Below are 25,955 nucleotides of genomic sequence, written 5' to 3' on the forward strand. Positions count from 1 at the left end.
TCGTTCGGCCGCCCGCGCCCCGTTGCCTTACCTGCCGGCTCCGGCGAAACCTCCCCGTCAGCGGAAGACGACGGTGCGGTGCCCGTTCAGGAGTACCCGCTGCTCGCTGTGCCAGCGGACCGCCCTGGACAGTGCGATGGCTTCCGCGTCCTGCCCGACGGTGGACAGCGCCCGGGCGTCGTAGTTGTGGTCGATGCGGATGACCTCCTGCTCGATGATCGGGCCTTCGTCCAGGTCGCCGGTGACGTAGTGGGCGGTCGCCCCGACCAGCTTCACCCCCCGGTCGAATGCCTGGTGATAGGGCTTGGCGCCCTTGAATCCCGGCAGGAACGAATGATGGATATTGATCGCCCGGCCGTACAGGGCGGTGCACAGCTCGTCCGAGAGCACCTGCATGTATCTGGCGAGAACAACGAGATCGGCGCGGTACTGCAGGACCAATTCGAGCAGGCGCGCCTCCGCCTCGGCCTTTGTGTTCGGGGTGACCGGCACGTGGTGGAACGGTAGCCCGGCGGCCTGGGCCATCGGCCGCAGATCCTCGTGGTTCGACACCACCGCGACGAGCTCGCCGCCGAGGTTGCCGCCCCGCCACCGGAAGATCAGGTCGTTGAGGCAGTGACCCATCTTGGACACCATGACCAGCACCCGCTCCGGTTGCTGTCCGGTGATCCGGTAGGTCATCGAGAACTTCTCGGCGACCGCGCGAAAGGCCTCGGTGAGCTTTTCTGCGTCGGTGTCGGTGGCACTGACAAAAGCGGTGCGCAGGAACAGGTGTCCACGAGCGGCGTCGTCGAATTGCTGATGCTCGACGATGTCGCAGTCGTTCTCGAACAGAAATGAGGTGACCGCGTGGACGATCCCGGGTCGCTCATCGCAGCTCAGGGTCAGGATGAAGGGGTGTGACATGGGGTGCCTCCTAGCACTCGACGACGTTGAGAGCGAGCCCGCCCCTTGCCGTTTCCTTGTATTTGTCCTTCATGTCCGCGCCGGTTTCGCGCATGGTCTTGATCGCCTTGTCCAGGGTCACGTGATGCTGCCCGTCACCGCGGACCGCCATCCGGGCCGCGGTGACGGCCTTGACCGAGCCGACGGCGTTGCGTTCGATGCACGGGATCTGGACCAGTCCGCCGACCGGATCGCAGGTCAGCCCGAGGTTGTGTTCGATGCCGATCTCTGCGGCGTTTTCGACCTGTTCCGGAGACCCGCCGAGCAGTTCAGCGAGGCCGCCGGCCGCCATCGCACACGCCGACCCGACCTCACCCTGGCAGCCCACCTCCGCACCGGAGATCGAGGCGTTTTCCTTGAACAGCAAGCCGATGGCAGCAGCCACCAAGAGGAACCGAACGACGCCGTCGGCGCAGTACGAGCCGATGAAGTCCCGGTAGTAGTGCAGCACTGACGGCACGATGCCGGCGGCGCCGTTGGTGGGCGCGGTCACCACCCGTCCACCGGCAGCGTTCTGCTCGTTCACCGCGAGCGCGTACAGGGTGACCCACTCCATCGCGCGCAGCGGGTCGGACTCGTCGGCCGCGGATTCCAGTTGAGCGTGCAGCGCCGCCGCGCGGCGCCGCACCTTGAGGCCGCCCGGCAGCACGCCTCTGGTGGCGATGCCCTGATCGACGCATTCCTGCATGACCGACCAGATGTCCAGCAGGCCCTGCCGGATCTCTTCCTCGGTGCGCCAGGCCATTTCGTTGGCCAGCATCACATCGCTGATGCTCAAACCCGTTTCGCGGGTGCGGGCGAGGAGCTCGTCGCCGGTGCGGAACGGGTATTTGACGCTGGTGGCGTCCTCGACGATGGCCGGCCGGCCGGCCTCGTCCTCATCCAGCACGAACCCGCCACCGATCGAGTAGTACTCCCGCCGGCGCAACTCGGAGCCGTCGGCCGCCAGCGCCCGGAACAGCATTCCGTTGGTGTGGAATTCCAGCCGTTTGCGGCGGTGCAACACGACGTCGGTGTCCATGTCGAAGGCGATCGGGTGTTCCCCCGCGACCAGCAGCCGGCCCTGCGTGCGCACTGCGTCCACGCGTGGTTGTGCGCCGACGGGATCAACCTGATCGGGCTGCTCCCCCTCCAGCCCCAGCACCACTGCCTTGACGCTGCCGTGTCCGTGCCCGGTGGCACCGAGCGAGCCGAACAGTTCGCACCGGATGCCCTCCACGCCCGGCAGGAGTCCGTCATCTCGCAATCCGCGCACGAACAGGTAAGCGGCCCGCATCGGGCCGACGGTGTGCGAGCTGGACGGCCCGATCCCCACCTTGAAGAGATCGAAGACGCTGATGGTCATGGTGTCCTTTGATCCGGAGCGCTCTTCGTAACAGGTACACAACTGATATGTTAGAAGTAGGAGGATGTTATGACATTCGTTGGCACGAGGCAAGCCTTTGTGACGATCAGGCCGTACGATTGGACCGTGACCGCTGAGCTGCTGGCCCAGGACCCGACCACGGGACTGTCGATGGCGGACCGGGCCTATGCCGTGATCAAGGACCGGCTGATCATGCTGGACATCCGGCCGAACGACCCCATCGACGACGGTGCCCTGGCGCAGGAGCTGGGCATCGGCCGGACCCCGGTGCGCGAGGCACTCAAGAGGTTGGAAACCGACCGATTGGTGGTCGCCTATCCACGTCGCGGAACGTTCGCGACCGGTGTCGACATCGCAGATCTCGCGGGGATCTCCGAGATCCGAGCCCAGCTGGAACCGCTGGCCGCCCGGCGCGCCGCCGAACGCGCCTCGCGCAGCACCAGAGCCGAACTGACCGATCTCGCCTCGGCCACCGCGTCGCTGGATGTCGGCACCCTGGATCGCACCGAACTGATGCGCTGGGACCAGAGGGTGCACCGGGCGATCTACCGGGCAGCGAACAACGCTCACCTGGAAGATGTGCTGATCCGGTACGACGATCTGGCCACCCGGATCTTCTGCCTGTTCCTCGACCGGCTGCCCGACGTCGACGAGCACGTGGGTGAACATGCCGAGCTGTTGCGCACCATCGCCGACGGTCAGGTGGACCGCGCCGAAGAGCTGGCTCGCGAGCATGTCCTGGGTTTCGAGCGAGCGGTGCGGGCAGCCATCTGAGGCAGGCGGTCGTCCGGTCAGCCGTGGGCGGCCAGCGTCGTCGGCCCTGCGAACTCCGCCCGGCCGATCACCGGCCGCGCCAGCAGCAGGGCGGCCGCCGCGAGCACGGTCGCCACGACCGCCGTCACGCCCAGCGCCGTTCCTGCCGTGGCGTCCCCCCAGCCGGCCGTCACGGCGGTCACCGCGCCCAGCGCGAACTGCGTCAAACCCAGCAGGGCGGATGCCGAACCGGCGATCCGGCGGTGCCGGTCCATCGCGATCGCCGACGCGTGCGGCAGCGCGAACCCGACCGCGGAGACCAGCACGAACAACGACACCAGCACCATCGCGAGCGGCCACCCGGCGAGCACGGTGGCGGTCAGCAGAACCGCCCCGATCAGCGCCTGCACGACCCCGCCGCAGAGCAGCACCCACGAGGTGGTCCAACGCAGCAGGATTCGGCCGATCACCGTCGCGAGCACGATGCCGATCGCGTTCAGCGCGAAGCACGCGCTGAACCACTGCGGCGAGACCCCGAACCCGTCCTGCAGCAGGAACGGCGACGCGGAGATGTAGCCGAACATGGCGGCGGTCACCAGGCAGCCGGCCAGCACCGTTCCCAGATAGCCGCGGTCCCGGAGAAGCTCACCGAACGCCCGCAGCGTTCCGCCGAACCCGCCCTGGGTGCGCCGGTCCACCGGCAGCGTTTCGCGCAGCACGACGGCCGCGAGCACCAGCAGAACCGCCCCGACGCCGGCCAGCACCCAGAACACCGTCCGCCAGGTGCCCACCCTCAATACCTGGCCGCCGATCACCGGCGCCAGGATCGGCGCCAACCCGTTGATCGTCGCGATGGCCGAGAAGTACGCCGCCGCAACCTTTCCTGCGAACATGTCGGCCACGATGGCCCTGCCCACCACGATGCCCGCTGCGCCGGCGGCGCCCTGCAGAAGGCGGACCGCGATCAACACCGTCATCGACGTGCTGAGGGCGCAGATCACCGAAGCGATCACGAAGAGGGCGACCCCGACCAGCAACGGGATCCGCCGGCCGAACCGGTCGGAGAGCGGACCGGTGATCAGCTGCCCGACGGCGAGCCCGACGATGCACGCGGAGAGGGTGAGCTGGGCCGACGCGGGGGTCGATCCGAAGTCGCCCGGGAGTTCCGGCAGCGCGGGCAGGTACATGTCCAGGCACAGCGGCCCGAACCCGGAGAGCGCGCCGAGGGTGATGACGAGCCAGAACCCGCCCCGCTGCTGTGTCCCCGTCACTCCCACTCGATGGTGCCCGGCGGCTTGCTCGTCACATCCAGCACGACCCTGTTGACCTCCGGCACCTCGCCGGTGATCCGGTTCGAGATCTTCGCGAGGAGTTCGTACGGCAACCGTGACCAGTCGGCCGTCATCGCGTCCTCACTGGACACCGGCCGTAGGACGATCGGATGGCCGTACGTCCGGCCGTCACCCTGTACGCCGACGGATCTCACATCGGCGAGCAGCACGACGGGGCACTGCCAGATCTCAGCGTCCACACCGGCGGCCGTCATCTCGGCGCGGACGATGGCATCGGCGGCGCGGAGCACCTCGAGGCGCTCCGCGGTCACCTCGCCGATGATCCGGATGCCCAGACCCGGGCCGGGGAACGGGTGCCGCTGGACGATCGCGGCCGGCAGCCCCAGTTCGGCTCCGAGCAGCCGCACCTCGTCCTTGAACAGCGTGCGGAGCGGCTCGACGAGCTCGAACTTGAGGTCCTCGGGCAGCCCGCCGACGTTGTGATGCGACTTGATGGTGGCCGTGCCGGTGCCGCCGCCGGATTCGACGACGTCCGGGTAGAGCGTGCCCTGGACGAGGAACCGTACCCCGCCCTCTTCGGCGCTGATATCGGCGGCCGCACGCTCGAAGACCCGGATGAACTCGCGGCCGATGATCTTGCGTTTGGTCTCCGGATCGCTGACCCCGGCCAGCGCCGCCAGGAATCGTTCGGAGGCGTCCACGGTCACCAGGTTGATCCCGGTCGCGGCCACGTAGTCGCGCTCCACCTGCTCCCGCTCACCCGCGCGCAGCAGCCCGTGATCGACGAAAACGCAGGTCAACTGGTCGCCGACCGCGCGATGTACCAGGGCAGCGGCGACCGCGGAGTCCACCCCGCCGGACAACCCGCAGATCACCTTCTCGGTGCCGACCACCGCCCGGATGGCCTCCACCTGCTCCTGCAGGATCTCCGCCGGGGTCCAGTCCGGCTTGATCCCGGCGACGTCGTGCAGAAAGCGGCGGAGAACCTCCTGGCCGAACTGCGAGTGCACCACCTCGGGGTGGTACTGCACACCGGCGAGCCTGCGGTCCAGGTTCTCGAAGGCGGCGATGGGGGTGTCCGCGGTGGTGGCGGTGACGGCAAACCCGTCCGGTGCCTGCGACACCGCGTCCCCGTGGCTCATCCACACACCCAGCCGCTGCGGCATGTCCCGCAGCAATGCCCCGCCGGTGTCGGCGACGGTCAACTCGGTCGCGCCGTATTCGCGCCGGCCCGTCCGGTCGACGTTGCCGCCGAGAGCCTGGGCCATCGCCTGGAAGCCGTAACAGATGCCGAAGACGGGGATGTCGGTCTCGAACAGGGCGGGGTCGATCCGCGGCGCGCCCTCGGCGTAGACGCTCGACGGGCCGCCGGACAGGATCACGGCGGACGGCTCCCGCGCGGTGATCTCGGTGGTGGTGATGCTCGAAGGGACGATCTCCGAGTAGACGCTGGCCTCGCGCACCCGGCGGGCGATCAGCTGGGCGTACTGGGCGCCGAAATCAACTACCAACACGGGGTGCGCCTGGGCGTCCTGGGCCGGTTCACCGGTAGGCGCATCGTGGTGCTGTTCGTCCCCGGCGCCGCCGGACTGATCAGTTGCAGCGGCATCGGCGGGGCTCGGGACAGCGTCGATCCGCACGGTGGCCGCCTTTCATCTGTGAGCCGGCGCGTCGATCGTGCTGCCGGCGTTTCAACGAACGGATCCGGGAGTCCCGAACACCGGTCGACAAGCACCGCGGAGTCTATCCGGGAGGTCCGTGACGCCTGCCCACCACGGACTTCCTTGAGTCGGCCCGTGCAGACGGTGAGCCCGGTAGCGGCGGGGGGCCAGTCCTCGTCCGCCTCCGGAGTCAGCTGTCCACTGACGTCTGTGCAGGGTTTTGCCGCCGTTTCATTCCGAGAATCCCTGCAGAACAGACAGTCGGCAAAACCCACAGCACATGGCGCGGGTGTTGCGGCATCCCTTCGGCGCGTAAGAATCGGTAGGGCACAGATCCAGCGATCGAGACATGTGAACGCAGAACAGGGAGCACCACCATGCGAGGAACAGTCCTGTACGCCCCCCGCGACGTCCGCGTCGAGGACCGCCCGGACCCCACGGTCGAGAAGCCGACCGACGCTGTCATCCGGGTGTCCGCGGCGTGCGTGTGCGGCTCGGACCTGTGGCCGTACCGGGGCATCCAGGAGGTCAACGAGCCGCGCCCGATGGGTCACGAGTATGTCGGCATCGTGGAAGAGGTCGGAAGCGAGGTCAAGAACGTCAAGCCGGGCCAGTTCGTCGTCGGCTCGTTCATCGCCTCCGACAACACGTGCGAGATCTGCCGCTCCGGTTACCAGAGCTTCTGCGTCCACCGGGAGCCGGCCACCCCCACGGGCGCACAGGCCCAGTACGCGCGCATCCCTCTTGCCGACGGCACACTCGTCGCCACCCCCGAACTGCCGGGTGACGACCTCGTGCCCAGCCTGCTGGCCGCCTCCGACGTGCTGGGGACCGGTTGGTTCGCCGCCGTCGCGGCAGCGGTCGGCCCCGGCAAGACCGTCGCCGTGGTCGGCGACGGCGCCGTCGGCCTGCTCGGCATGCTGGCGGCTCAGCAGCTGGGAGCCGAACGCATCATCGCGATGAGCCGGCATGACGTCCGGCAGGCACTGGCCAAGGACTTCGGCGCCACCGACACCGTCGAGGAGCGCGGCGACGAAGGCGTGGCCCGGATCAAGGAACTCACCGGCGGGCTCGGTGCGCACTCGGTCATCGAGGCGGTGGGCACGCAAGAGTCGATGCTGCAGGCCATCCGGTCCGCGCGGGCCGGCGGGCACGTCGGCTACGTCGGCGTCAGCCACGGCGTGAACCTGCCCGGAGAAGTGCTCTTCCGCTCCGGTGTGCATCTGCACGGTGGTCCCGCCCCTGTTCGCCAGTACCTGCCCGACCTGATCGACCGCATCTGGAACCGGGTCATCGACCCCGGCAAGGTCTTCGATCTCGAACTGCCGCTCGAGCAGACCCCCGAGGCGTACCGGGCGATGGACGAGCGTCGCGCGACCAAGGTCCTGCTCCGCCCCTGAGCGGGGCCCCGGAGAGGTGGCCTCAGGGGTGTGGGCCCTGACAGGTGCAGGAGCGAGCCAGGGCATGACGGGGGGGTGGGCGACGGCAGGTGGCCGTGCCCCCGTCGCCTAATCTCGGCCGGATGACCTTGCTGATCGACCCGCCGCGCTGGCCCGCGCACGACCGGGTCTGGTCGCATCTGGTCAGCGACTCCTCGTACGCCGAGCTGCACGCCTTCGCGGCCGAGAACGGGATCCCCCGACGCGGTTTCGACCACGACCATTACGACGTCCCCGGCGACCGGTACGACACGCTGATCGGCGCGGGCGCTGTGCCGGTGGGCAGCCGGGAACTGGTGCGCCGGCTCGCGGCCGCGGGCTTGCGGCGGCCGAAACGGGACCGGAGGTGACGTCGCGACGGACAGCCGGGGGTCCATCATGAGCAGGTGACCATCACCTCCCCGGCCCAGGTCAGCGGGACGGACCGCCCGCTGCGCTCCGTGCTGTGGCGGGGCGACCGCACCGTGGCGACGGACCTGCCCGCGGACCGGATCGCGACGGAACTGGCCGGCGACCCGGAGATCAAGGCCTGGTGGTTCCTACCGCGCGAGGCCGCCGCCCTGGCCGGCACGGCAACCCTGATGGGCCTGGACCGGCTGGCCGTCGACGACGTTCTCGGCGCCCGGGAAACACCCAAGGTGGACACGGTTGGCTCCACGGTCATCGTGGTGACTGGAGCGCTGCTGTTCAACCCGCGCACCACCGAGCTGACCATCGCCCGGGTGTCCATCCTCGCCGATCCGCGAGCGCTGGTCGTCGTGGCCGGCGAACGCGAACTGGCCCGGCTCGCGCCGACTCTGGAGGACTGCGCGGGGCGGATGCGGGCCGAGGGCATCGGTGCCGCGCTGCACATCGTGCTGGAGGCGCTCGTCCAGACCTACACCAGTGCGGTGGAGGCCATGGAGGAGGCGACCGACGGGTTGACGTCGTCGCTGTTCGACGACCGGCCGATGGGCCGCGCCGATCAACTGACGGCATTCCGGCTGCGGCAGGCGATCAGCCACCTGCGCAGGCTCGCCGCGCCGATGACCGAGGTCACCGCCACCCTGGCCGCCGCGGCCGCGAGACCCGAGGACGAGCAGGTGGACGACCCGATCGCGGCCCTGCTCGGCACCAGCATCCGCCGGCGGTTCGCCGATGTCGCCGACCACGCCAGGCACGCCGCGGACGCCACCAACGGCCTGCGCGAGATGCTGACCTCGGCCTTCGAGACCAACCTGGCGCTGTCCGACGTGCACCTGAACATGATCATGAAGAAGCTTTCCGCGTGGGCGGCCATCATCGCGGTGCCGACACTGATCACCGGGTTCTTCGGGATGAACGTGCCCTACCCGGGTTTCGGCCGCGGCGAGGGGTTCGTCTTCGGGCTGGTCATCATGGTCTCGGCGGTGATCACGCTGTACGTGCTGTTCAAGCGGAGCGACTGGCTCTGAACGCGACTGGCTTTGAACGCGACTGGCTTTGAACGCAACTGGGTGGCTCAGGCGTGGACGCTGAGCCCGACCTTCTGGAACTCCTTCAGGTCCGAGTAGCCGGACTTGGCCATCGCCCGGCGGAGTGCACCGAACAGGTTCGTCCGGCCGTCCGCACTGAGCGCGGGGCCCATCAGCAGCTGCTGCAGCGGCACCTCGGCCGGACCGCACGGGGCCGCAAAGCCCCTGGGCAGCACCGGATGTGCCGCGGTGGAGGGCCAGTACCAGCCGCGCGCCGGCGCCTCCGCGGCCCAGCTGAGCGGTTCGCCCAGCATCACCGCGTCCGCGCCGCAGGCGATCGCCTTGGCGATGTCGGCACTGGAATCGATGCCGCCGGCCGCGATGACGTGCACGTACCGCCCGCCGGTCTCGTCGAGGTAGGCGCGTCTGGCCGCTGCGGCATCGGCGATCGCGGTCGCCATCGGGACGGCGATCCCCAGCACGTCATCGGTGGTGGTCGTCCGGCCGTGCCCGGTCCCGACGATGACGCCGGCCGCACCGGTCCGCATCAGGTGGGTGGCGGTCTGGTAGTTCGTGCAGCCGCCGACGATCACCGGGACGTCGAGGTCGGCGATGAACGACTTCAGGTTCAGCGCGGATCCGTTGGACTGCACGTGCTCGGCGGACACGATGGTGCCCTGGATGATCAGCATCTCGACTCCGGCCGCGATGGCGGGGCCGGCGAGCGTGGACGCGTTCTGCGGTGACAGCCGGACGGCAACGGTGCCGCCGCCGTCGCGCAGCGTGCGGATCGCATCCGACAGCAGGTCGACCGAGACCGGTGCGTGGTAGATCCGCTGGATGGCGGCGATCAGCTCGTCGTGGTCGTCGGCGGCCTCGCCCTGTTCGATCAGGCTGTCGATCTCCCGCTGCGGATCGGAGTACCGGGCCCACAGCCCCTCGCCGTCCAGCACGCCGAGCCCGCCGATGGCCGACACCGCTGACGCCACCGCCGGCGAGACGACGGCGTCGGAGGGCTGGGTGATGAACGGGATGTCGAATCGGTAGGCGTCGATCTGCCAGCTGGTGGAGATGTCCGACGATGACCTGGTGCGCCGCGACGGGACGATGGTGACGTCCTCGAGTTCGTACGCCGAACGGGCCGTGCGCCCCATGCCGATCTCGACCTCAGGCACCGTTGCTCCTTGCAGTTGCGCGTCCGGCCGGGCAGACGTGCCACGGCGGGGTGTCGCGTAGAAGGGTAGGCGACCGGCCAGGCACCCACCTACCGCTGCAGGAGCTGAAGGACGGGTCAGCGGTCGATGTAGTTCGGCGCCTCTGAGGTGATGGAGATGTCGTGCGGGTGCGACTCACGCAGCCCCGCCGAGGTGATCCTGATCAGCTTCGCGTCCTTGAGCTGCTCGATCGTCGCCGAACCGGTGTACCCCATCGCTGCGCGCAGACCACCCACCAACTGGTGTGCGACGTCGGAGAGCCTGCCGCGGAACGGCACCCTGCCTTCGATGCCTTCGGGCACAAGCTTGTCGTCGGACAGCACGTCATCCTGCGAGTACCGGTCCTTGGAGTAGGACCGGGCCTCGCCGCGGGACTGCATCGCGCCCAGCGACCCCATCCCCCGGTAGGTCTTGTACTGCTTGCCGGCCACGAAGATCAGCTCACCGGGCGATTCGGCGACACCGGCGAGCAGCGAGCCGAGCATCACGGTGTCGGCGCCGACCGCGATCGCCTTGGCGATGTCGCCGGAGTACTGCAGGCCGCCGTCGCCGATCACCGGGACCCCGGCGGGCCGGCAGGCCTTGGATGCCTCGTAGATCGCCGTCACCTGCGGCACGCCGATGCCGGTGACCACCCGGGTGGTGCAGATCGATCCCGGGCCGACCCCGACCTTCACGGCGTCGGCGCCGGCGTCGACGAGCGCCTGCGCGCCCGCCCGGGTCGCTACGTTGCCGCCGACGATGTCCACCCGCGAGCCGACATCGGACCGGAGCCGGGCGACCATCTCGACGACACGCATCGAGTGCCCGTGCGCGGTGTCCACCATGATCACGTCGATCCCGGCGTCCACCAGCGCCATCGCGCGCTTATAGGACTCCTCGCCCACCCCGACAGCCGCCCCGCAGAGCAGCCGACCGTCGGCGTCCTTGGTGGCGTGCGGGTACTGCTCGGTCTTGACGAAGTCCTTGACGGTGATCAGCCCGCGCAGCTTCCCGTCGCCGTCGACCAGCGGCAGCTTCTCGATCTTGTGCTTGCGCAGCAGCCCGAGCGCCGCCTCCGCGCTGACCCCGACAGGCGCCGTCACCAGCGGCATCGGCGTCATCACTTCGCGTACGGGGCGGCTCAGATCGACCTCGAAGCGCATGTCCCGGTTGGTGATGATGCCCACCAGTCGGCCCTCGGTGTCGGTGACCGGCACCCCGGAAATGCGGAACTTCGCGCACAGGTCGTCGGCCTCGCGCAGGGTGGCGTCCGGCCGGCAGGTGACCGGGTCGGTGACCATCCCGGCCTCGGACCGCTTGACGATCTCCACCTGGGCGGCCTGGTCCTCGATCGACAGGTTGCGGTGCAGGACACCGAGCCCGCCCTCGCGGGCCATCGAGATGGCCATCCGCGATTCGGTGACGGTGTCCATCGCACTGGACAGCAGCGGCACCCGAAGCCGGATGTTGCGGGACAGCCAGGTACTGGTGTCGGCCTCGCTGGGCACCAGATCGGACGCGTCAGGGAGCAGCAGGACGTCGTCGTAGGTCAGCCCGACGGTGGAGAATTTGTCATCGCCGGCGGTCGGCCGGTTGATCTCGAACGGGTCGGACACCGTGGTTGTCAGCGCGGCGGCGCTCGGGCGGGCCTGCCGGGTGGAACCCGACAGATCTGGCTGTGTGACCGACGACATGACCGACCTTCCGCTGACGCCCACGACCGTTGGCCGGGCAATGGTCCGGCGAGTGTGCGTGCCCTTCATCGTAAGGGAGCCGGCTCGGCCGACCGGCAGCTACGGCTCAGCCGGCAGGTGAAACCTCGGCCGGCGGTTGTGGCGGCGGCTCGGAGCCATCCGAGCCTGCCGGAGTGGTGGTCGTCGAGGTGTCGTCGATCGGCCCGGTACCGGTTGTCGTCGGCGCGGGCGCCGGTGCGGGGGCCGTCGTTCCGATCGTGCTGGGGGCAAGGGACACCGATCCCGCCGGCACCTCGGCCGGCGGTGGCTCGACGACGACCGGTGGGGTGGGCATCTCCGGAGCGGCCGACGTCACCGGGGTCACCGGGGCCGGCGGCGGGGTGACCGGCGGCGGGGTGACCGGCGGCGGGGTGACCGGCGGCGGGGTGACCGGCGGCGGGGTGAGTGGTGTTGCGGACGGACCAGCCGGTGGTGGGGCGACCACCGTGCCCGCGGACGCGACTCCACCCCCGCCGGTCGGTCCACTGACGGGGCCACTCCCGGCCTCGGACGGCGCCGGGACGGCCGGACCCGCGACGTTCAGCGGCCGGCTCGGGTCGGGCACCACCGCACCGGCGTCCTGACCAGCCAGATAGCTGCCGCCGTCCGGAGAGGCGACCGCGGGCGGAGCGATCGTGAGCGACGCCAGGGATCGGGACGGAAGGGATTGCGGCGCACCGGATGTCGAGGGTTCAGCAACCGATGGAACGGGACTAGTCGACTGCCCGTCGGCCAGCATCTGCTCGGTCATCGGGTCTGCGGTCAAAGACGTTCCGGACAGCTCACGCGGTGCTGCCGCACGCCACAGTTGGTCGACCTCCTGCTGCATGCCGCTCTTGCCGTCGACGTCGGCGACCTTGCCCAGCTCGACCGCCGCGCGGAGCAGCGCCAGTTGCGCCTGTTGCGGATCGCCGGCGGCGAGGGCGACCGTCGCCTCGTCGAGCGCCTGCCGCACATGGTCCCGGGAAGCGACCGACACGGCCCGCTCCGGCCACAGCACCTGGGTGATGCCCCACAGCGCGGAATCCTCGTCGGCGTCCTTCGACCCGACCGTCGCCGACCCGATCAGCAGCGCCACGATGGCGGCGGCGATCGAGAGGGCAGGGCGCAGCGACCGTTTCCGCTCCTCCGTGCCGCTGACGACGGCGTCCGCCGCGCGGCGCACGGACGGGACAGGTGGGAGGGGCTCGGACGCGAGTTCGTAGCGCCAGGTTTGGAACAGTTCGGTCAGCGGATCGGCATCGGGCCGGTCCACGGTCCCGGCGGACGGACGTCCGGAGTGCTTGGTGTGCACCGTGTGTCGCCCGCGACCGAACGGTCCTGCAGGCTGACGACCGGCGGAATGACGACCGGGCAGGCCCATTTCGTGGTCGGCCCGTTCGGGGGACAGGGGGTCGCCGGCCGCGATGCTGTCGATCAGCCGGTCGTCGGCGAACACCACGTCTAGGTCGACCAGCGGCGAAGCGTGGTCGGCCCGGTGGGAACCGGGTCGCTGCGCCATCACACGAGCTGTTCGGACAATGCCGCGTCGGCCGCGAGGAGATGCCGGAGCTTGGCGAGGGCACGATGCTGCGCGACCCGGACAGCGCCGGCCGTCATGCCGAGAGCTTCCGCGGCTTCTTCCGCACTGAGCCCGACGACGACCCGGAGCCGCAGGATCTCCTGCTGCGTCTCGGGCAGCTCGCCCAGCAGGTCGTCGACAATCAGCGCCGTGGTGAGCGCGACGACGCTCTGCTCCGGCCCGCGCTCTGTCGAGGGCGCATCGGGGACCTCGGCCATCGGCATCGACCGCGACCGGCCCGCGACGCGATGAGCGTCGGCCACCTTGTGTGCGCAGATGCCGTAGACGAAGGCGAGGAACGGCTTGCCCTCGCGGCGGAAGGTCGGCAGCGCCGTGAACACGGCCATGCACACCTCCTGAGCGACGTCATCGGCTGAAGACAGGGAACGGTGTCCTGCGGACATTCGGGAACGGCAGTAACGAACGACGACCGGATGAATACGTCCCAGCACGCGCTCCACAGCCACAGCGTCACCGTTGACGGCCCGGTCGACCAGGTCGTCAAGGTCGCTGGAGTCGGTCGCGTCCTGTGACTGCTTCATCGCCTTCGGCGGCTCCCCCGTTACATGCCGTGCCCAGGTGATCACCCCGGAACGTCCAGCAATGGCGGGACGCAGATGCGCCGCCACCCGCGCAGCGACCACATCGTACCCAGCGGCCGCAACCACGTCCGCACGGCAATGACCGCCGCACGGCGGTGACGGCCGCACTGCGGTGACGGGGCCACTGCGGTGACGGGCCCACTGCGTGACGGCCGCACGGCGGTGACCGCCGCGCGGCGTCCCGGCCCCGGGAGTTGAACAGTCAGGCCGCGGTCAGGCGACGAACCCGCGACGGAAACCGAGTGCGACGGCCTGGGCGCGGTCCCGGGCACCGAGCTTGCGGAACAGCCGGCGCGCATGGGTCTTGACAGTGTCCTCGGACAGGAACAGCTCCCGGCCGATCTCGCCGTTCGACTGTCCCTGGCTCATCCCGCGCAGGACCTGCATCTCACGCTCGGTCAGCGGCGCCTCACCGTCCATGGAGTCGCGCAGCGCCGGGAGTCGCGGGGTCGTCAGGGTGTCGGCCAGCGCCGCGACGATCTCCGGCTGGGTCGCGTCCCACCGGAGAAAACCCCTTGCACCGCAGGCGATCGCGGCCGCGATGGACGCCGTGTCGTCGGGCGATCCGAAGACGATGACCACCGCAGTCGGATGGATGGCCAGCAGGCGCCGGGTCGCCTCGATGCCGCTGGTCAACGCTCGCTGGGTGCCGATCAGCACCACGTCCGCCGCCTGCCGGCCGTAGCGCGACAGCAACTCGTCGCCACTGCCGACGCAGTCGATCCCCTCGACGGACGGAACCGCTCCCATCACCCTTGTCAGACCATCACGAGCGCTACGGCGCTCGTCGCAAATCAACACGCTTGTCACGTGACTCCCCCTGCGGACGGTGTGGACGGTACTTGCACTGCAATCGATGCCGGCCCACTGAACCCCTGAGCGCCGGCACGACAACGAAACGATCCCCAACGGGGACCAACTGCATTGAGATCACCGGACGACGGAACTATCACTGCGGAGAGTAGTCGACCGCTCACCTTTAGACAGCTGCGGGTGCCCCTTCGGCGTTGCACCGGAACGTGACCGGTACCACATCGCACGCCGGGTGCCACCGCCGACCCACCGCATGGTGGGGGTGCCCCGAGCCCTTCATCAAGATCGACAAATTTCATGATCAAGGTCTTGTCGGGTGGCCCCAACCGCTCTACTGTCTGGAGATCAACAACGCCGGGATCAGCGCGGATCCTGCTTCCGAACGGCGAATCCCCAGGCGCCACCGCAGTCCTTTGACCGCGGGCCACGCCCGGTGGGAGGAGCCGTGACGCCCGCCGCGCCCCGATCCCCGGCTCGGTAGGACCTCCGGTTTCCGGGTCACAACAGACCCGGCCCCGGGAGCGCTGTTCGGTACGGCTCTCGCCCTGGCTCGATTCGTCGGGGCATTGATCGCTAGCGAGGGGATCCACGTGGCTGACACCAGGCGCCTGCCAGGCCCGAACGCCGATCTGTGGGACTGGCAACTGCATGCGGCGTGCCGCGGAATGGCCAGTTCTTACTTCTTCCACCCCGAGGGCGAGCGCGGACCCGCCCGGGCACGCCGCGAGGCGCAGGCGAAGGCGGTCTGCTTCGAGTGCCCGGCGATGGCCGCGTGCCGGGCCCATGCACTGCAGGTGCACGAGCCGTACGGGATCTGGGGCGGATTGTCCGAGGGTGAGCGTGCTCAGATGCTGACACTGGCCGCCGCTCACTGAGCTTCTTGTGCACTCTGGTGAACCCGTCAGGGTTCGCCGGCATCGTCCGGACGGCGGCAGCACGCGACAGCTACTCCGCGAAGGGACCACCGGCCGGCCTGGCATCACTCGATCGTAGTGGTCCGATAGGCAGTTTGCGCACCAATGGATGACGGCCATCCGTACCGCTCGGTAATCGCACCATGGGCACCGTCGAATCTCCCGCGACCTGGCCGGTGGGCACCGCAGTCCTGAGTCGCGACGGTTCGTGCGGCCCGAACGCCATCGAGGCGGGCGGATCCCGTGGGAACCGCCCGCCTCGATTGTTGCCCGCAGGCCCGTCGACCTGTTGGCACACCGACCTGGCTGACCGGCACTGCTGACCGACACAGCTGACCGGCACTCCTGACTTCAGGCGCGCGATGAGCGCGCGATCAGCCGATCAGTGCGAGTGGCCGTGGTGCCCGCCGTTGGACTCCGGCTCGTCCTGCTTGATCTCGACGACGGTGCTCTCGGTGGTCAGCACCATGCCGGCGATCGATGCGGCGTTGGAGACGGCCGCTTTGGTGACCTTGACCGGATCGATGATGCCGGCCTTGACCATGTCGACGTACTCGCCGGTGTTCGCGTCGTAGCCCTTGCCGACAGTCAGCTCGGCGATCTTGGAGACGACGACGGCGCCCTCCTGGCCACCGTTCGCCGCGATCCAGAACGCCGGCGACGAAAGGGCGCGGCGGACGATCGAGACGCCGGTGGACTCGTCCCCGATCAGCTCGGCTTCCAGCTCGGCCAGCTTCGCCGACGCGTGCACCAGAGCAGATCCGCCACCGGCGATGATGCCCTCGGCAACCGCGGCCTTGGTGGCGTGCACGGCATCCTCGATGCGGTGCTTGCGTTCCTTGGCCTCGATCTCGGTGGCAGCGCCGACCTTGATCACCGCGACGCCGCCGGCCAGCTTGGCCAGCCGCTCCTGCAGCTTCTCGCGGTCCCAGTCGGAGTCGGTGGTCTCGATGTCCTTACGCAGCTGCGCGGCACGCTCGGCGACCGCCTCCTTCGAGCCGCCACCGTCGACGACGGTGGTGTCGTCCTTCGTGACGGTGACCCGGCGCGCGGTGCCGAGCACCTCCAGGCCGACGTCGGACAGCTTGAGGCCGACCTCCGAGGAGACGACCTCGGCGCCGGTGACGATCGCCAGGTCCTGGATGAACGCCTTCCGCCGGTCACCGAAGAACGGCGACTTGACCGCGACGACCTTGAAGGTCTTGCGGATGGCGTTGACCACCAGGGTCGAGAGAGCTTCGCCCTCGACGTCCTCGGCGATGATCAGCAGCGGCTTGCTCTCGGCGAGCACCTTCTCCAGCAGCGGCAGCAGGTCGGCCAGCGCGGAGATCTTCTCCCGCACCAGCAGCACCAGGGTGTTCTCCAGAACCGCCTCGCCGGCCTCGGGGTCGGTGGCGAAATACGGTGAGATGTAACCCTTGTCGAACTGAACGCCGTCGGTGTACTCCAGCTCTGTGCCGAGCCCGGAGTGCTCCTCGACGCTGACGACGCCGTCCGCGCCGACCTTCTCGAGCGCTTCGCCGAGCAGGTCGCCGATCAGCGGGTCGCGGGATGCGATGGTGCCGACCTGCGCGATGGCCGCACGGTCGCCGGCCACCGGGGTCGCCCACTCGGTGAGCAGCTCGTTGACGCGGTCCGCGGCCTGGGTGATGCCGGAGCGCAGAGCCAGCGGGTTCGCGCCGGCGGTGACGTTCCGCAGGCCCTCGGCGATGATCGCCTGGGTGAGGATCGTGGCGGTGGTGGTGCCGTCACCGGCCACGTCGTTGGTCTTGGTGGCGGCGGTCTTGACGAGCTGGGCGCCGAGGTTCTCCTGCGGGTCGTCCAGGTCGATGTCCCGGGCGATGGTCACGCCGTCGTTGGTGATGGTCGGGCCGCCGAACTTCTTGTCGAGCACGACATAGCGGCCGCGCGGGCCGAGGGTGACCTTGACCGCGTCGGCGAGCTTGTCGACGCCGCGCTGCATCGCAGCGCGGGCTTGGGTATCGAAGCTGATCTGCTTCGCCATGGTGTTGTCCAGTCCTTGGATGTCTCGGGTGGATCGAGTCAGGTGGATCGAGTCAGATGTGTGGAGCCGCCTGGTACGACCGTGCCCCGACAGCCCGCGGGTGCGGGCCGCCGGGGCACGGGTCGAACGTCAGCGTGTGACCGGCTGCAGTCGGTCTGCCGAGAGATCCAGCAGGTCAACGGCGGCCGGTCGGTGTCACTTGGCGACCTTGGCCAGCACGTCACGTGCGGACAGGAGCAGATACTCCTTGCCGCTGTACTTGACCTCGGTGCCGCCGTACTTGGAGTAGATGACCACGTCGCCTTCGACGACGTCGATCGGAATGCGCTTGCCGTTGTCGTCGTAACGACCCGGGCCTACTGCAAGGACGGTGCCCTCCTGGGGCTTCTCCTTGGCGGTGTCAGGAATGACGATGCCGGACGCGGTCGTCGTCTCAGCCTCGTTGGCCTGGACGAGGATCTTGTCCTCGAGCGGCTTGATGTTCACGCTCGCCACGGTGTGACCTCCCCCTTCTGGGGTTCGACTCTGTGACAGCGCCTTTCGGCCCTGCCGACGGGTTTGTCTTCTCGGGTGCCCGGCGAGGATCGGGCCCGTCGTCGCGGGTGCCGGGCCGTCACTGTGCCGTTCGACTAGCACTCTAGCCATGCGAGTGCCAGGTCTCAACCACCGGACCGGGTTTGTCCGCTGATCCCGGGGTTCGCGGGCACGTCAGCACCGCCCAGCCGCGCTCATGCATGCGGGGAGACGCCTCGACGCGTCGGTGCTACCCCCGCCGGCGAGCACCGCTGCCCGGCGCGGTGACGCCTTGGGTCAGCCGGCAGTGGCGTCGTGCAGGCCGTCGCGGAGGCGGTGCACCGCACCGAGCGCGGCGGTCAGCGTCCCGTTCGCCTCGTGACCGGCGTACCACTCGTTGTTGGCGCTGATCTCCATCCGGTCGAGTGCCGCCTGCGCGACCATCCGCCGGCCGGGAGTCAGTTCCGTGTCGACATGATGCAGCCAGCCGCGCAGCCCGTCCTCGTCGGCGGCGCCGTCGAGCAGGGTGGGGTCGTTCGCCGCCAGCAGTAGGGCGATCGCGGCAATCGCGGCGTCCACCTCCTCGGCGGTCAGGTGCGAACTCGCACTGACCACCGTGCGGACGATCTTGGACAGCCGGTCACCGGTCCGACCGTCGGTTGCCTGCCGCAATTCGCTCAGCAGCGTGGCCGCGGCCTCGCTGTTCAGGAAGGCATTGGCATCGTGTGCAGTCTTGGCGCTCATCGTTGAACTCCTCTGATCCGCTGGGCCCGTCAGGTCGCGGACGACCATCGACAGGGTAAAGGCAAATCCGCTGAAAGGGCACAAAAAGGGCACTTTAGGACGCCCTCCAGCCGTACTGCCTCACGCCGTGCTGCTGAGCCCCCGGTACAGCGTCTCGAGCAGCGCGCGGTAACTGCGCTCGGGATCCGGGACCTTGACCATGCCTTTGATCTCCAGCTGGACGGCACCGTGTACCGCGCTCCAGATCTGTTGTGCCACTTCGTGAGCGTCGCCGTCACGCAGGGCGCCGCCGACCATTCCGTAGCGCACGTGCCCGACAAGCTCCCCGAACGATGCCTCGGCGACAGGTCCGACGTCAGGGGATTGCGCGTCCTGATGGATCGCGTTGCCGAACATGGCCAGGTAGTGCGCCGAGTTACCGAGAGCGAACATTCGATAACGCAGACCTGCGTTCATCAACCGCTCCGACGGATCCGACTCGCCCCGCGGCTCGATCGCAGCTCGCAGAGCCTGGAAGCCACGAATCAGCAGCGCGTCGACGAGGCCGTCCTTACCGCCGAAGCGGTTGTAGATGCCCATCGGGGCGACGCCCGCCTCCACAGCGACCGCGCGAACGGTGACCGCTTCGGGTCCTTCACGGACGAGGACCCGTTCGGCCGCGTCGACCAGGGCCTGTTCGACGTCACGGCTGGGGGTGCGGCTGGCTGCGGCCGTGGCCGGGCCGTTTCTTGACGGCCCAGTTCTCAACTGCATCGTCGCATTCTCCCCCGACTGATCGAAAAGGCTGGTCATCACCCTGTCGCCATGATAGAACGTTGTTCTACATTGGTAGAACGGCGTTCCACAAGGAGACCTCATGGCGCTTCCCCTGTACTCGACCGGGCCGGTGCTGGACGCGCCGCCACCCGTCGACCCGGCCCGTTCACGGCGCTGGTGGGGGCTGGCCGCGATCGGCCTCTGCGTCCTGCTCGTGGGCATCGACAACACGATCGTCAACGTGGCCCTGCCGACCATCGGCCGCGAACTGGACGCCTCGACCAGCGACCTGCAGTGGATCGTCGACGGCTACACGCTCGTCTTCGCCACGCTGTTGCTGCTCGCGGGCCACCTCGGCGACCGGTTCGGCCGTCGCCGGATGCTGCTGACCGGACTCGTCCTGTTCGGCCTGACGTCGGTCGCGGCGTCCTTCGCCGGAACCGTCGGACAGCTGATCGCCGGCCGGGCAGCCATGGGCGCCGCCGCCGCGCTGATCTTCCCCGCCACCCTCGCGCTGCTCGTCTCGCTCTTCCCCGACCGACGTGAGCGCGCCGCCGCCATCGGGATCTGGTCCGGCATCACCGGCCTGTCGGTCGCCCTCGGGCCGGTCACCGGCGGGGTGCTCGTCGAGCATTTCTCCTGGTCAGCGGTGTTCCTGGTGAACGTGCCGCTGGTGCTGATCGCCTGTGTCGCGGTGGCCCTGCTGATCAGGGAGTCCCGTGATCCGGCTCCAGGCCGGTTCGATCCGATCGGCGCATTCGGTTCGATGATCGGGATCGGGCTGCTCGTCTGGACCATCATCGAGGCACCGGTGAACGGCTGGACGTCACCCGCGACGGTGCTCGGACTGGCCGGCGCCGTTGGTGCCCTGGCCCTGTTCGTGTGGTGGGAGACGCGGCGCGCCGATCCGCTGTTCGACGTCACCCTGTTCGCCAACGCACGCTTCTCCGCCGCAAGCGGGGCGATCGCGGCCGCGTTCTTCGGCCTGTTCGGGTTCATCTTCCTGATCACCCAGTACTTCCAGATCGTTCTGGGCTACGGCGTTCTCGAGGCTGGGTTCGCCACCCTGCCGTTCGCGGTGGTGATCGGGTCGCTCTCACCGGTCGCGATCGTTGCGATGAAGCGATTCGGGACGACTGTCGTCGTGAGCACCGGGCTCGCGCTGATGACCGCCGGGTTCCTGCTGGCGGCCGGATCGGGGGCCGATTCAGCTTACTGGGGAAGGATTGTCGCTTCGATGACGCTGATGGCCGCTGGGTTGGCCTTCACCGCCGGGCCTGCGACGGAGGCGATCATGGGCGCACTGCCGGGCGGTCGCGCCGGTGCCGGGTCCGCCGTGAACGACACCACCAGGGAGGTCGGCGGAACGCTCGGCGTCGCGATCGTCGGATCCGTGATGAACTCGATCTACGCCGGCCGACTCGTCGACGCGCTCAGTGGCACGTCGCTCTCGGCGGAGGACGTCACGGCCGCGAGTCGTTCGGTGTCCGCGGGCTTCGACGCGGCGACGCTGGTCCCGCCGGCCGAAGCCGGGGTCGTCGTGCAGGCGACCTCGCAGGCATTCCTGGACGGGATGACGGCTGGTTCGCTGGTCGCCGCCGCCGCGACCGGTGCGGCCGCGATCGCAGTGCTGGTGTTCCTGCCGGCCCGGCACCGGGATCCGGTCTGAGAATCCCCAGAGCCCAGCTCCCCGCTCACCCGCGCCCGTCGGAATCCGCCCAGCGGTGACCTCGGCGGCCGTCGGTAACCTGGCGTGCCTCAACGTCCCAGTCAGTGCGCACGCTCCGGGCGGCAAGGTGGTCAACCGACAGGGGCGACCGCCTCGCGTGAGACGTGCACGACGGAAACGGGCAGCCCGGGGTCCCCGGTGAGCAGTTCGTCGGACGGCTGGCCGCCTGCGGCGACCACGTGCGCACCGACGGCGGCGATCATTGCGCCGTTGTCCGTGCACAGTCCCGGTCGCGGAACTCGCAACTCGAGACCTGCCGCGTCGCATCGTTGCTCAGCGAGTTCACGCAGTCGTTTGTTGGCTGCGACACCGCCTGCGATGACTACGGTGTCGATGTTCAGTTCACGTGCGGCACGGACGGTCTTGGCCGTCAGGACGTCGACCACTGCTTCCTGGAACGACGCGCACACGTCCGGGATGTCGATGGCTCGACCGGCCCGCTCGGCGGCTTCCACGTGTCGCGCGACCGCCGTCTTGAGCCCGGAGAAGGAGAAGTCATAGGGCGAGTCGCGCGGACCGGTCAGGCCACGGGGGAACCGGACGGCCGTGGGATCGCCGTCAGCTGCGAGCCTGTCGATGACGGGGCCACCCGGGTATCCGAGACCGAGCAGCCGAGCAACCTTGTCGTAGGCCTCCCCCGCTGCATCGTCGACGGTCGTTCCGATCTCGGTGATGTCGCCCGCCAGATCGTCAACCCGCAGGAGTTGGGTGTGACCTCCTGAGACCAGAAGCGCCAGCGCCGGTGTCGGCAGGGCACCGTGCTCGAGCGTGTCTGCGGCGACGTGTCCGGCGAGATGGTTGACGCCGTAGAGCGGCACGTCCCAGGCGGCGGCGTACGCCTTTGCCGCCGCGACACCGACCAGCAGCGCGCCGGCGAGTCCGGGTCCACAGGTGACCGCCACCGCACCGACGTCACTGGGGTCCACCCGGGCGTCGGCGAACGCAGCGTGCACGGTGGCAGTCATCGCCTCCAGATGGGCGCGGGATGCGATCTCGGGCACGACGCCACCGAACCGTGCGTGCTCGTCCTGACTGGAGGCCAGCGCCGAGCCGAGCAGTTCCGGCGCGCCTTCGGTGATCTGGACGAGGCCGACACCTGTTTCGTCACAGGAGCTTTCGATGCCCAATACAATGGTGCCGACGGCCAGGTTTGCGGCTCGGCCGTTCTGCTGCGGACCCGCGAACGCCGTCATCGCGGCCGCGCCATCGTGTACGCATCAGAACCGCTCGGACGGTAGTACCTGCGACGAATGCCGACCATGGTGAAACCCTCCGAGGTGTACAGCGAAATTGCTGGGACGTTATCCGTCCGCACTTCCAGCAGCAGGCGACGCGTCCCCGCGACGGAGATCAGATGACGCAACAGTTTCCGCCCGATGCCTGCACCCTGCGACGCCGGGCGCACGCCGATCGTGTGCACCTCGGCCTCGTCCTGCATCAGCGCCAGACCCGCATAGCCGTTGATGACGGCGTTGGCATCGCGGTGCACGACGTAATGGTTACCCGCCTCCAGTTCCGACGCGAACATCTCCCAGCTCCACGGCGAATCGCCCGGAAACAGGATCTCCTCGAGTTCGACTAACGCGGGAATGTCGGGCCATTCCAGCAGTTTTAGTCCGGGAGTCACAACGGGTGGCTCATCGCGGCGCAGCACCGCCATCACCGGCCCAGTACCGATTTGCGCGCGCCAGGCTCGGTTGCGTCCGGTCGGCGGAGGTACAGCGGCTTCAGCGGTCCCGGTACCGCTCCGGTCAGCAACGGCACTGCGGCGCGTTCGACCAGACCCAGGGCCAGCGAGTACTCAGCTGTTTCGCTCCGACCAGCGCCCCCCTCGTCGCGTGTGGCCGCCTGGTTGCCTGCGCCCGGCACGCCGGCGGACACCCGGATCGGATCGAACGAAGGCGTGCGGGCGCTGTCGAGCAACGCCGTCCCCGCGCCGGTGATGTAGGTCGGCGTCAGGCCGTTCTCGCTGAGCAGGTCCGCCACCCCGGCGGGCTTATGAACGAGCGGACCGAGCACCCTGCTGCCGTCGGCCTGGTACACCGACAAGTACACCTCTCGACGCCGGGCGTCCGTCACGACGAGCAGGTCCCCCGACAGCGGCGCCATCGACGTCGCCACCGCATCGTGACTGGGGATCCCGTGGACAGGTATCCCCAGCCCGTCGCCCAGGGCGACCGCGGTCGCGACGCCGACCCGCAGTCCGGTGAAGGGGCCTGGGCCCACGCCGACCACCACGCCTGCCAGATCCCGCAGCGTCCCGCCGGCCTTCGACAGAGCCGCCAGCGCCAGCGGCATCAAACGCTCCGCGTGGGCGAAAGGATCGGTCACCACCTCCTGCGCTAGCAGAGCACCCGGCCGTGTCGCGGCGTCGCCGAGAACCGCACCGGCCTCGAGAGCCGCGATGATCTCGTGCGGTTCGCGCAGCCGAACGACACCGGCGGTGACCGACGGCGTCGAGGTGTCCAGAGCGAGAACGAGCACGGTGAACCATCCTACGTTCGCGGCGTCCGGCCCCGGATCGAACGAGAACGGCACCGTCCTGAGCGGCCGTCGCCGCTGGGAATCACCACGGGAGTGAGAGCGCGATCCCGATAGGCTCTGTGCGACAGCCAGCCAGCCCGAACCCGTTCGACGACCCACTTGTCGCCCGTTGAAGCCAGGAGGTGCGACGTGTCCGGACAGGTCACGCTGGCCGACGTGGCGCGCTGGGCAGGTGTGTCGCTCGCCACGGCGTCGCGGGCACTGCATGGCGGGGCCGGGCGAACTGTCGGACCCGACCTCCGCGCCCGGGTGAGAGCCGCAGCTGCTGAACTGAACTACTCGCCGAACGCCAATGCCCGGGCGATCGTCCGCGGGACAACCACCACGGTCGGATTGATCGTCCATGACATCGCAGACCCGTCCGCCGCGGCGCTCGCGTCCGGAGTCATGGCAGCAGCCGCTGAACGCGACCTGATCGTCACCATCGCGTCGACGCTGTCGGATCCGTTCGTCGAGATCCGCCATGTGGAGGCACTCCGTCGACAGCGCGCGAGGGCCGTCATCCTCGCTGGATCCCGGTTCAACGACGCGGAGTCCGCGGCACGGCTGGCGGAGGAGCTCCTCGGGTTCTCGGTCGGCGGCGGACATGTCGCCGTCATCGGCCAGAACAGCCTCCCCCTGAACACGATCGCGATTGATAATGTCGGCGGCGCAGCACGTCTCGCGCGTTCTCTGGCATCGCTGGGCTACCGGCGATGCGCGGTATTGGCCGGGCCGGAGTCGCTGGTGACCTCGGAGGACAGATTGTCCGGCTTCCGGCAGGGTTTGGAGACGGCAGGCCTGGCCCTTCCCGAAGAGAATGTGATCGGCGCCCAATTCACCCGCGACGGGGGGTATGTCGCGATGACCGAACTCCTGGACAGGGAGATCGACGTGGACGTGGTTTTCGCGGTGAACGACGTGATGGCAGTGGGCGCGACCGCAGCGCTGCGAGACCAGGGTTACCGCGTCCCTGATGACATGGCAGTCGCTGGCTTCGATGACATCTCGACCCTGCGGGACGTGCGCCCTGCGCTCACCACGGTGCGCCTGCCGCTGGTCGAAATCGGCCGTCGCGCCCTCGATCTCGCGCTGGACCATCCATTGCGAGGCGAGGACGACAGTCCCCCGGTCGTGGTGACCGTGTTGGGGGACGTGGTCATCCGTGACAGCACGCCGCCCAGAGACACGGAGCGCCCGACCGGCGCCTGACGACCTGGTCGACATCGGGCCCGCGCGAGCGGCTCCGCCCGGGCGTTCCTTCCGCTTCTGGTCCATCGAGCAATGACCCACCGGCGTGGACCCTCGGCGAACGCCAACGACAGTCGATGCCGTGACGACTGCGAGGACCGCAGCGAGAGCCCCGAGAAGCTGTGCCGCAACAACAGACTGCAGGGCGGCCACCGAACAGACGGTGACCGCGGCCGCGACACCGACGGCCGCCCTCAGAGTCAGCACCGCCAGCGCCGCGAAGGGACGACGAATCTGCCACCAAAATCCCTGCCGCACACAACCGACGTCGGCGGGTTCGCGCCATTTCCCGACGTTAACGGTCACCTCCCAGATAAGCCGAACAGATCGAATGTGGAGCATCGCGCAACTTCCCGACAGAGGGGTTGTTCCGAGAGGACGACCTCAATTACTCGTCGACAATAGGCCGAGTTCACACGGTTCGCTGCGATCGGCGAAGTTATCCACATGTTCGAGGTTATCCATCGACAATCGTTGCGAAGAACGAGCTCGCGCCGGAGTTGTCCACACCAGACCGTCGCAGCCATAGGCGATGTCGTACTCTCATGCTATGTGCGGGCATGACCGGCTGATACAGCGAACATCTCATGCGCGCCGTATGGGCAGGGCTCGACCTTCACCATCTACGCCGTCGGCGCCGCATCACAAAGCCCTACCCGCTCACGGCTTCTGGCCGCCGCATTTCCCTTCGCTCGTCTCATTGATTATTGGTGGGGTGAGTGGCGG

Annotated in this window: 23 protein-coding genes; 7 read left to right on the plus strand and 16 right to left on the minus strand. The window is 68.9% G+C overall.

Annotated elements, in window-relative coordinates; translation table 11 throughout:
* Positions 1 to 57: 57 nt before the first annotated feature.
* A complete protein-coding gene (gene purU / locus ACVBEQ_RS14765; protein WP_447154062.1) occupies positions 58 to 906 on the minus strand; it encodes a formyltetrahydrofolate deformylase in 849 nt (282 codons plus the stop codon).
* Between the two features lie 10 nt (positions 907 to 916).
* A complete protein-coding gene (locus ACVBEQ_RS14770; RefSeq protein ID WP_447154063.1) occupies positions 917 to 2,290 on the minus strand; it encodes an L-serine ammonia-lyase in 1,374 nt (457 codons plus the stop codon).
* A 171-nt stretch (positions 2,291 to 2,461) separates the two neighbouring features.
* Here ACVBEQ_RS14770 and ACVBEQ_RS14775 point away from each other — a divergent pair, with 171 nt between their 5' ends.
* Entirely contained in the window at positions 2,462 to 3,085 is a 624-nt protein-coding gene (locus ACVBEQ_RS14775; RefSeq protein ID WP_447154089.1) for a GntR family transcriptional regulator, read from the plus strand.
* 17 nt (positions 3,086 to 3,102) lie between these two features.
* Here ACVBEQ_RS14775 and ACVBEQ_RS14780 read toward each other — a convergent pair whose 3' ends face one another.
* Together ACVBEQ_RS14780 and guaA are read right to left on the minus strand one after the other, a co-directional pair.
* Positions 3,103 to 4,335 carry a multidrug effflux MFS transporter gene (locus tag ACVBEQ_RS14780; RefSeq protein WP_447154064.1) on the minus strand — a complete coding sequence of 411 codons (1,233 nt, stop codon included), beginning with the start codon at positions 4,333 to 4,335 and terminating at the stop codon, positions 3,103 to 3,105.
* Entirely contained in the window at positions 4,332 to 5,870 is a 1,539-nt protein-coding gene (gene guaA / locus ACVBEQ_RS14785) for a glutamine-hydrolyzing GMP synthase (RefSeq protein WP_447154090.1), read from the minus strand. Before guaA ends, ACVBEQ_RS14780 begins: the two co-directional genes overlap by 4 nt.
* A gap of 524 nt (positions 5,871 to 6,394) precedes the next feature.
* Between guaA and ACVBEQ_RS14790 the strand changes: the two genes are divergently transcribed.
* The 3 genes from ACVBEQ_RS14790 (at position 6,395) to ACVBEQ_RS14800 (ending at position 8,889) form a co-directional block, all read left to right on the plus strand.
* On the plus strand, positions 6,395 to 7,417 hold the full coding sequence (locus tag ACVBEQ_RS14790; RefSeq protein ID WP_447154065.1) for a zinc-dependent alcohol dehydrogenase family protein: 1,023 nt from the start codon (positions 6,395 to 6,397) through the stop codon (positions 7,415 to 7,417).
* A 122-nt stretch (positions 7,418 to 7,539) separates the two neighbouring features.
* Positions 7,540 to 7,806 (plus strand): DUF4031 domain-containing protein, encoded by a 267-nt coding sequence (locus ACVBEQ_RS14795; RefSeq protein ID WP_447154066.1) that lies wholly within the window; start codon positions 7,540 to 7,542, stop codon positions 7,804 to 7,806.
* A gap of 36 nt (positions 7,807 to 7,842) precedes the next feature.
* On the plus strand, positions 7,843 to 8,889 hold the full coding sequence (locus tag ACVBEQ_RS14800) for a CorA family divalent cation transporter (RefSeq protein WP_447154067.1): 1,047 nt from the start codon (positions 7,843 to 7,845) through the stop codon (positions 8,887 to 8,889).
* A gap of 47 nt (positions 8,890 to 8,936) precedes the next feature.
* Here ACVBEQ_RS14800 and ACVBEQ_RS14805 read toward each other — a convergent pair whose 3' ends face one another.
* The 5 genes from ACVBEQ_RS14805 to ACVBEQ_RS14825 form a co-directional block, all read right to left on the minus strand.
* Positions 8,937 to 10,043, minus strand: a complete 1,107-nt coding sequence (locus tag ACVBEQ_RS14805; RefSeq protein ID WP_447154091.1) for a GuaB3 family IMP dehydrogenase-related protein — start codon at positions 10,041 to 10,043, stop codon at positions 8,937 to 8,939.
* A gap of 137 nt (positions 10,044 to 10,180) precedes the next feature.
* Positions 10,181 to 11,779, minus strand: a complete 1,599-nt coding sequence (guaB, locus tag ACVBEQ_RS14810) for an IMP dehydrogenase (protein WP_447154068.1) — start codon at positions 11,777 to 11,779, stop codon at positions 10,181 to 10,183.
* Between the two features lie 106 nt (positions 11,780 to 11,885).
* Positions 11,886 to 13,319 carry a hypothetical protein gene (locus ACVBEQ_RS14815; RefSeq protein ID WP_447154069.1) on the minus strand — a complete coding sequence of 478 codons (1,434 nt, stop codon included), beginning with the start codon at positions 13,317 to 13,319 and terminating at the stop codon, positions 11,886 to 11,888.
* On the minus strand, positions 13,319 to 13,921 hold the full coding sequence (gene shbA, locus ACVBEQ_RS14820; RefSeq protein WP_447154070.1) for an RNA polymerase sigma factor ShbA: 603 nt from the start codon (positions 13,919 to 13,921) through the stop codon (positions 13,319 to 13,321). The genes ACVBEQ_RS14815 and shbA overlap by 1 nt, the downstream gene beginning before the upstream one ends.
* Before the next feature lie 273 nt (positions 13,922 to 14,194).
* Positions 14,195 to 14,791, minus strand: coding sequence for a LuxR C-terminal-related transcriptional regulator (locus tag ACVBEQ_RS14825; protein WP_447154071.1), 597 nt, complete (start codon positions 14,789 to 14,791; stop codon positions 14,195 to 14,197).
* A 593-nt stretch (positions 14,792 to 15,384) separates the two neighbouring features.
* On the opposite strand from ACVBEQ_RS14825, the gene ACVBEQ_RS14830 reads away from it, so the two are divergent.
* Complete coding sequence (locus ACVBEQ_RS14830) at positions 15,385 to 15,669, plus strand: WhiB family transcriptional regulator (protein WP_447154072.1); 285 nt, start codon at positions 15,385 to 15,387, stop codon at positions 15,667 to 15,669.
* A 421-nt stretch (positions 15,670 to 16,090) separates the two neighbouring features.
* Here ACVBEQ_RS14830 and groL read toward each other — a convergent pair whose 3' ends face one another.
* The 4 genes from groL to ACVBEQ_RS14850 form a co-directional block, all read right to left on the minus strand.
* Positions 16,091 to 17,713 carry a chaperonin GroEL gene (gene groL / locus ACVBEQ_RS14835; protein ID WP_447154073.1) on the minus strand — a complete coding sequence of 541 codons (1,623 nt, stop codon included), beginning with the start codon at positions 17,711 to 17,713 and terminating at the stop codon, positions 16,091 to 16,093.
* Positions 17,714 to 17,908: 195 nt separating this feature from the next.
* Complete coding sequence (gene groES / locus ACVBEQ_RS14840) at positions 17,909 to 18,208, minus strand: co-chaperone GroES (RefSeq protein ID WP_447154074.1); 300 nt, start codon at positions 18,206 to 18,208, stop codon at positions 17,909 to 17,911.
* A 315-nt stretch (positions 18,209 to 18,523) separates the two neighbouring features.
* Positions 18,524 to 18,970 carry a hypothetical protein gene (locus ACVBEQ_RS14845; protein ID WP_447154075.1) on the minus strand — a complete coding sequence of 149 codons (447 nt, stop codon included), beginning with the start codon at positions 18,968 to 18,970 and terminating at the stop codon, positions 18,524 to 18,526.
* 120 nt (positions 18,971 to 19,090) lie between these two features.
* Complete coding sequence (locus ACVBEQ_RS14850; RefSeq protein WP_447154076.1) at positions 19,091 to 19,723, minus strand: TetR/AcrR family transcriptional regulator; 633 nt, start codon at positions 19,721 to 19,723, stop codon at positions 19,091 to 19,093.
* Between the two features lie 103 nt (positions 19,724 to 19,826).
* On the opposite strand from ACVBEQ_RS14850, the gene ACVBEQ_RS14855 reads away from it, so the two are divergent.
* Positions 19,827 to 21,395 (plus strand): DHA2 family efflux MFS transporter permease subunit, encoded by a 1,569-nt coding sequence (locus ACVBEQ_RS14855; protein WP_447154077.1) that lies wholly within the window; start codon positions 19,827 to 19,829, stop codon positions 21,393 to 21,395.
* A 131-nt stretch (positions 21,396 to 21,526) separates the two neighbouring features.
* Here the strand turns inward: ACVBEQ_RS14855 and tsaD are convergent, their stop codons facing one another.
* The 3 genes from tsaD to tsaB are packed head-to-tail and all read right to left on the minus strand — an operon-like array spanning position 21,527 to position 23,939.
* Positions 21,527 to 22,648 carry a tRNA (adenosine(37)-N6)-threonylcarbamoyltransferase complex transferase subunit TsaD gene (gene tsaD / locus ACVBEQ_RS14860; protein WP_447154078.1) on the minus strand — a complete coding sequence of 374 codons (1,122 nt, stop codon included), beginning with the start codon at positions 22,646 to 22,648 and terminating at the stop codon, positions 21,527 to 21,529.
* Entirely contained in the window at positions 22,645 to 23,115 is a 471-nt protein-coding gene (gene rimI / locus ACVBEQ_RS14865; protein ID WP_447154079.1) for a ribosomal protein S18-alanine N-acetyltransferase, read from the minus strand. Before rimI ends, tsaD begins: the two co-directional genes overlap by 4 nt.
* On the minus strand, positions 23,115 to 23,939 hold the full coding sequence (gene tsaB / locus ACVBEQ_RS14870; protein ID WP_447154080.1) for a tRNA (adenosine(37)-N6)-threonylcarbamoyltransferase complex dimerization subunit type 1 TsaB: 825 nt from the start codon (positions 23,937 to 23,939) through the stop codon (positions 23,115 to 23,117). Before tsaB ends, rimI begins: the two co-directional genes overlap by 1 nt.
* Positions 23,940 to 24,128: 189 nt before the next feature.
* Between tsaB and ACVBEQ_RS14875 the strand changes: the two genes are divergently transcribed.
* Positions 24,129 to 25,190, plus strand: coding sequence for a LacI family DNA-binding transcriptional regulator (locus ACVBEQ_RS14875; protein WP_447154081.1), 1,062 nt, complete (start codon positions 24,129 to 24,131; stop codon positions 25,188 to 25,190).
* Positions 25,191 to 25,955: the final 765 nt, after the last annotated feature.

This window comes from Nakamurella sp. GG22 (genome assembly GCF_052976845.2).

Coding starts and splice junctions, on each gene's coding strand:
- ACVBEQ_RS14845 (WP_447154075.1), bottom strand. CDS start 18,970: ATGAGCGCCAAGACTGCACACGATGCCAATGCCTTCCTGAACAGCGAG.
- shbA (WP_447154070.1), bottom strand. CDS start 13,921: ATGAAGCAGTCACAGGACGCGACCGACTCCAGCGACCTTGACGACCTG.
- ACVBEQ_RS14775 (WP_447154089.1), top strand. CDS start 2,462: ATGGCGGACCGGGCCTATGCCGTGATCAAGGACCGGCTGATCATGCTG.
- tsaD (WP_447154078.1), bottom strand. CDS start 22,648: ATGACGGCGTTCGCGGGTCCGCAGCAGAACGGCCGAGCCGCAAACCTG.
- ACVBEQ_RS14790 (WP_447154065.1), top strand. CDS start 6,395: ATGCGAGGAACAGTCCTGTACGCCCCCCGCGACGTCCGCGTCGAGGAC.
- groL (WP_447154073.1), bottom strand. CDS start 17,713: ATGGCGAAGCAGATCAGCTTCGATACCCAAGCCCGCGCTGCGATGCAG.
- ACVBEQ_RS14805 (WP_447154091.1), bottom strand. CDS start 10,043: ATGGGGCGCACGGCCCGTTCGGCGTACGAACTCGAGGACGTCACCATC.
- ACVBEQ_RS14850 (WP_447154076.1), bottom strand. CDS start 19,723: ATGCAGTTGAGAACTGGGCCGTCAAGAAACGGCCCGGCCACGGCCGCA.
- purU (WP_447154062.1), bottom strand. CDS start 906: ATGTCACACCCCTTCATCCTGACCCTGAGCTGCGATGAGCGACCCGGG.
- ACVBEQ_RS14795 (WP_447154066.1), top strand. CDS start 7,540: ATGACCTTGCTGATCGACCCGCCGCGCTGGCCCGCGCACGACCGGGTC.
- ACVBEQ_RS14855 (WP_447154077.1), top strand. CDS start 19,827: ATGGCGCTTCCCCTGTACTCGACCGGGCCGGTGCTGGACGCGCCGCCA.
- ACVBEQ_RS14815 (WP_447154069.1), bottom strand. CDS start 13,319: ATGGCGCAGCGACCCGGTTCCCACCGGGCCGACCACGCTTCGCCGCTG.
- ACVBEQ_RS14770 (WP_447154063.1), bottom strand. CDS start 2,290: ATGACCATCAGCGTCTTCGATCTCTTCAAGGTGGGGATCGGGCCGTCC.
- guaB (WP_447154068.1), bottom strand. CDS start 11,779: ATGTCGTCGGTCACACAGCCAGATCTGTCGGGTTCCACCCGGCAGGCC.
- rimI (WP_447154079.1), bottom strand. CDS start 23,115: ATGGCGGTGCTGCGCCGCGATGAGCCACCCGTTGTGACTCCCGGACTA.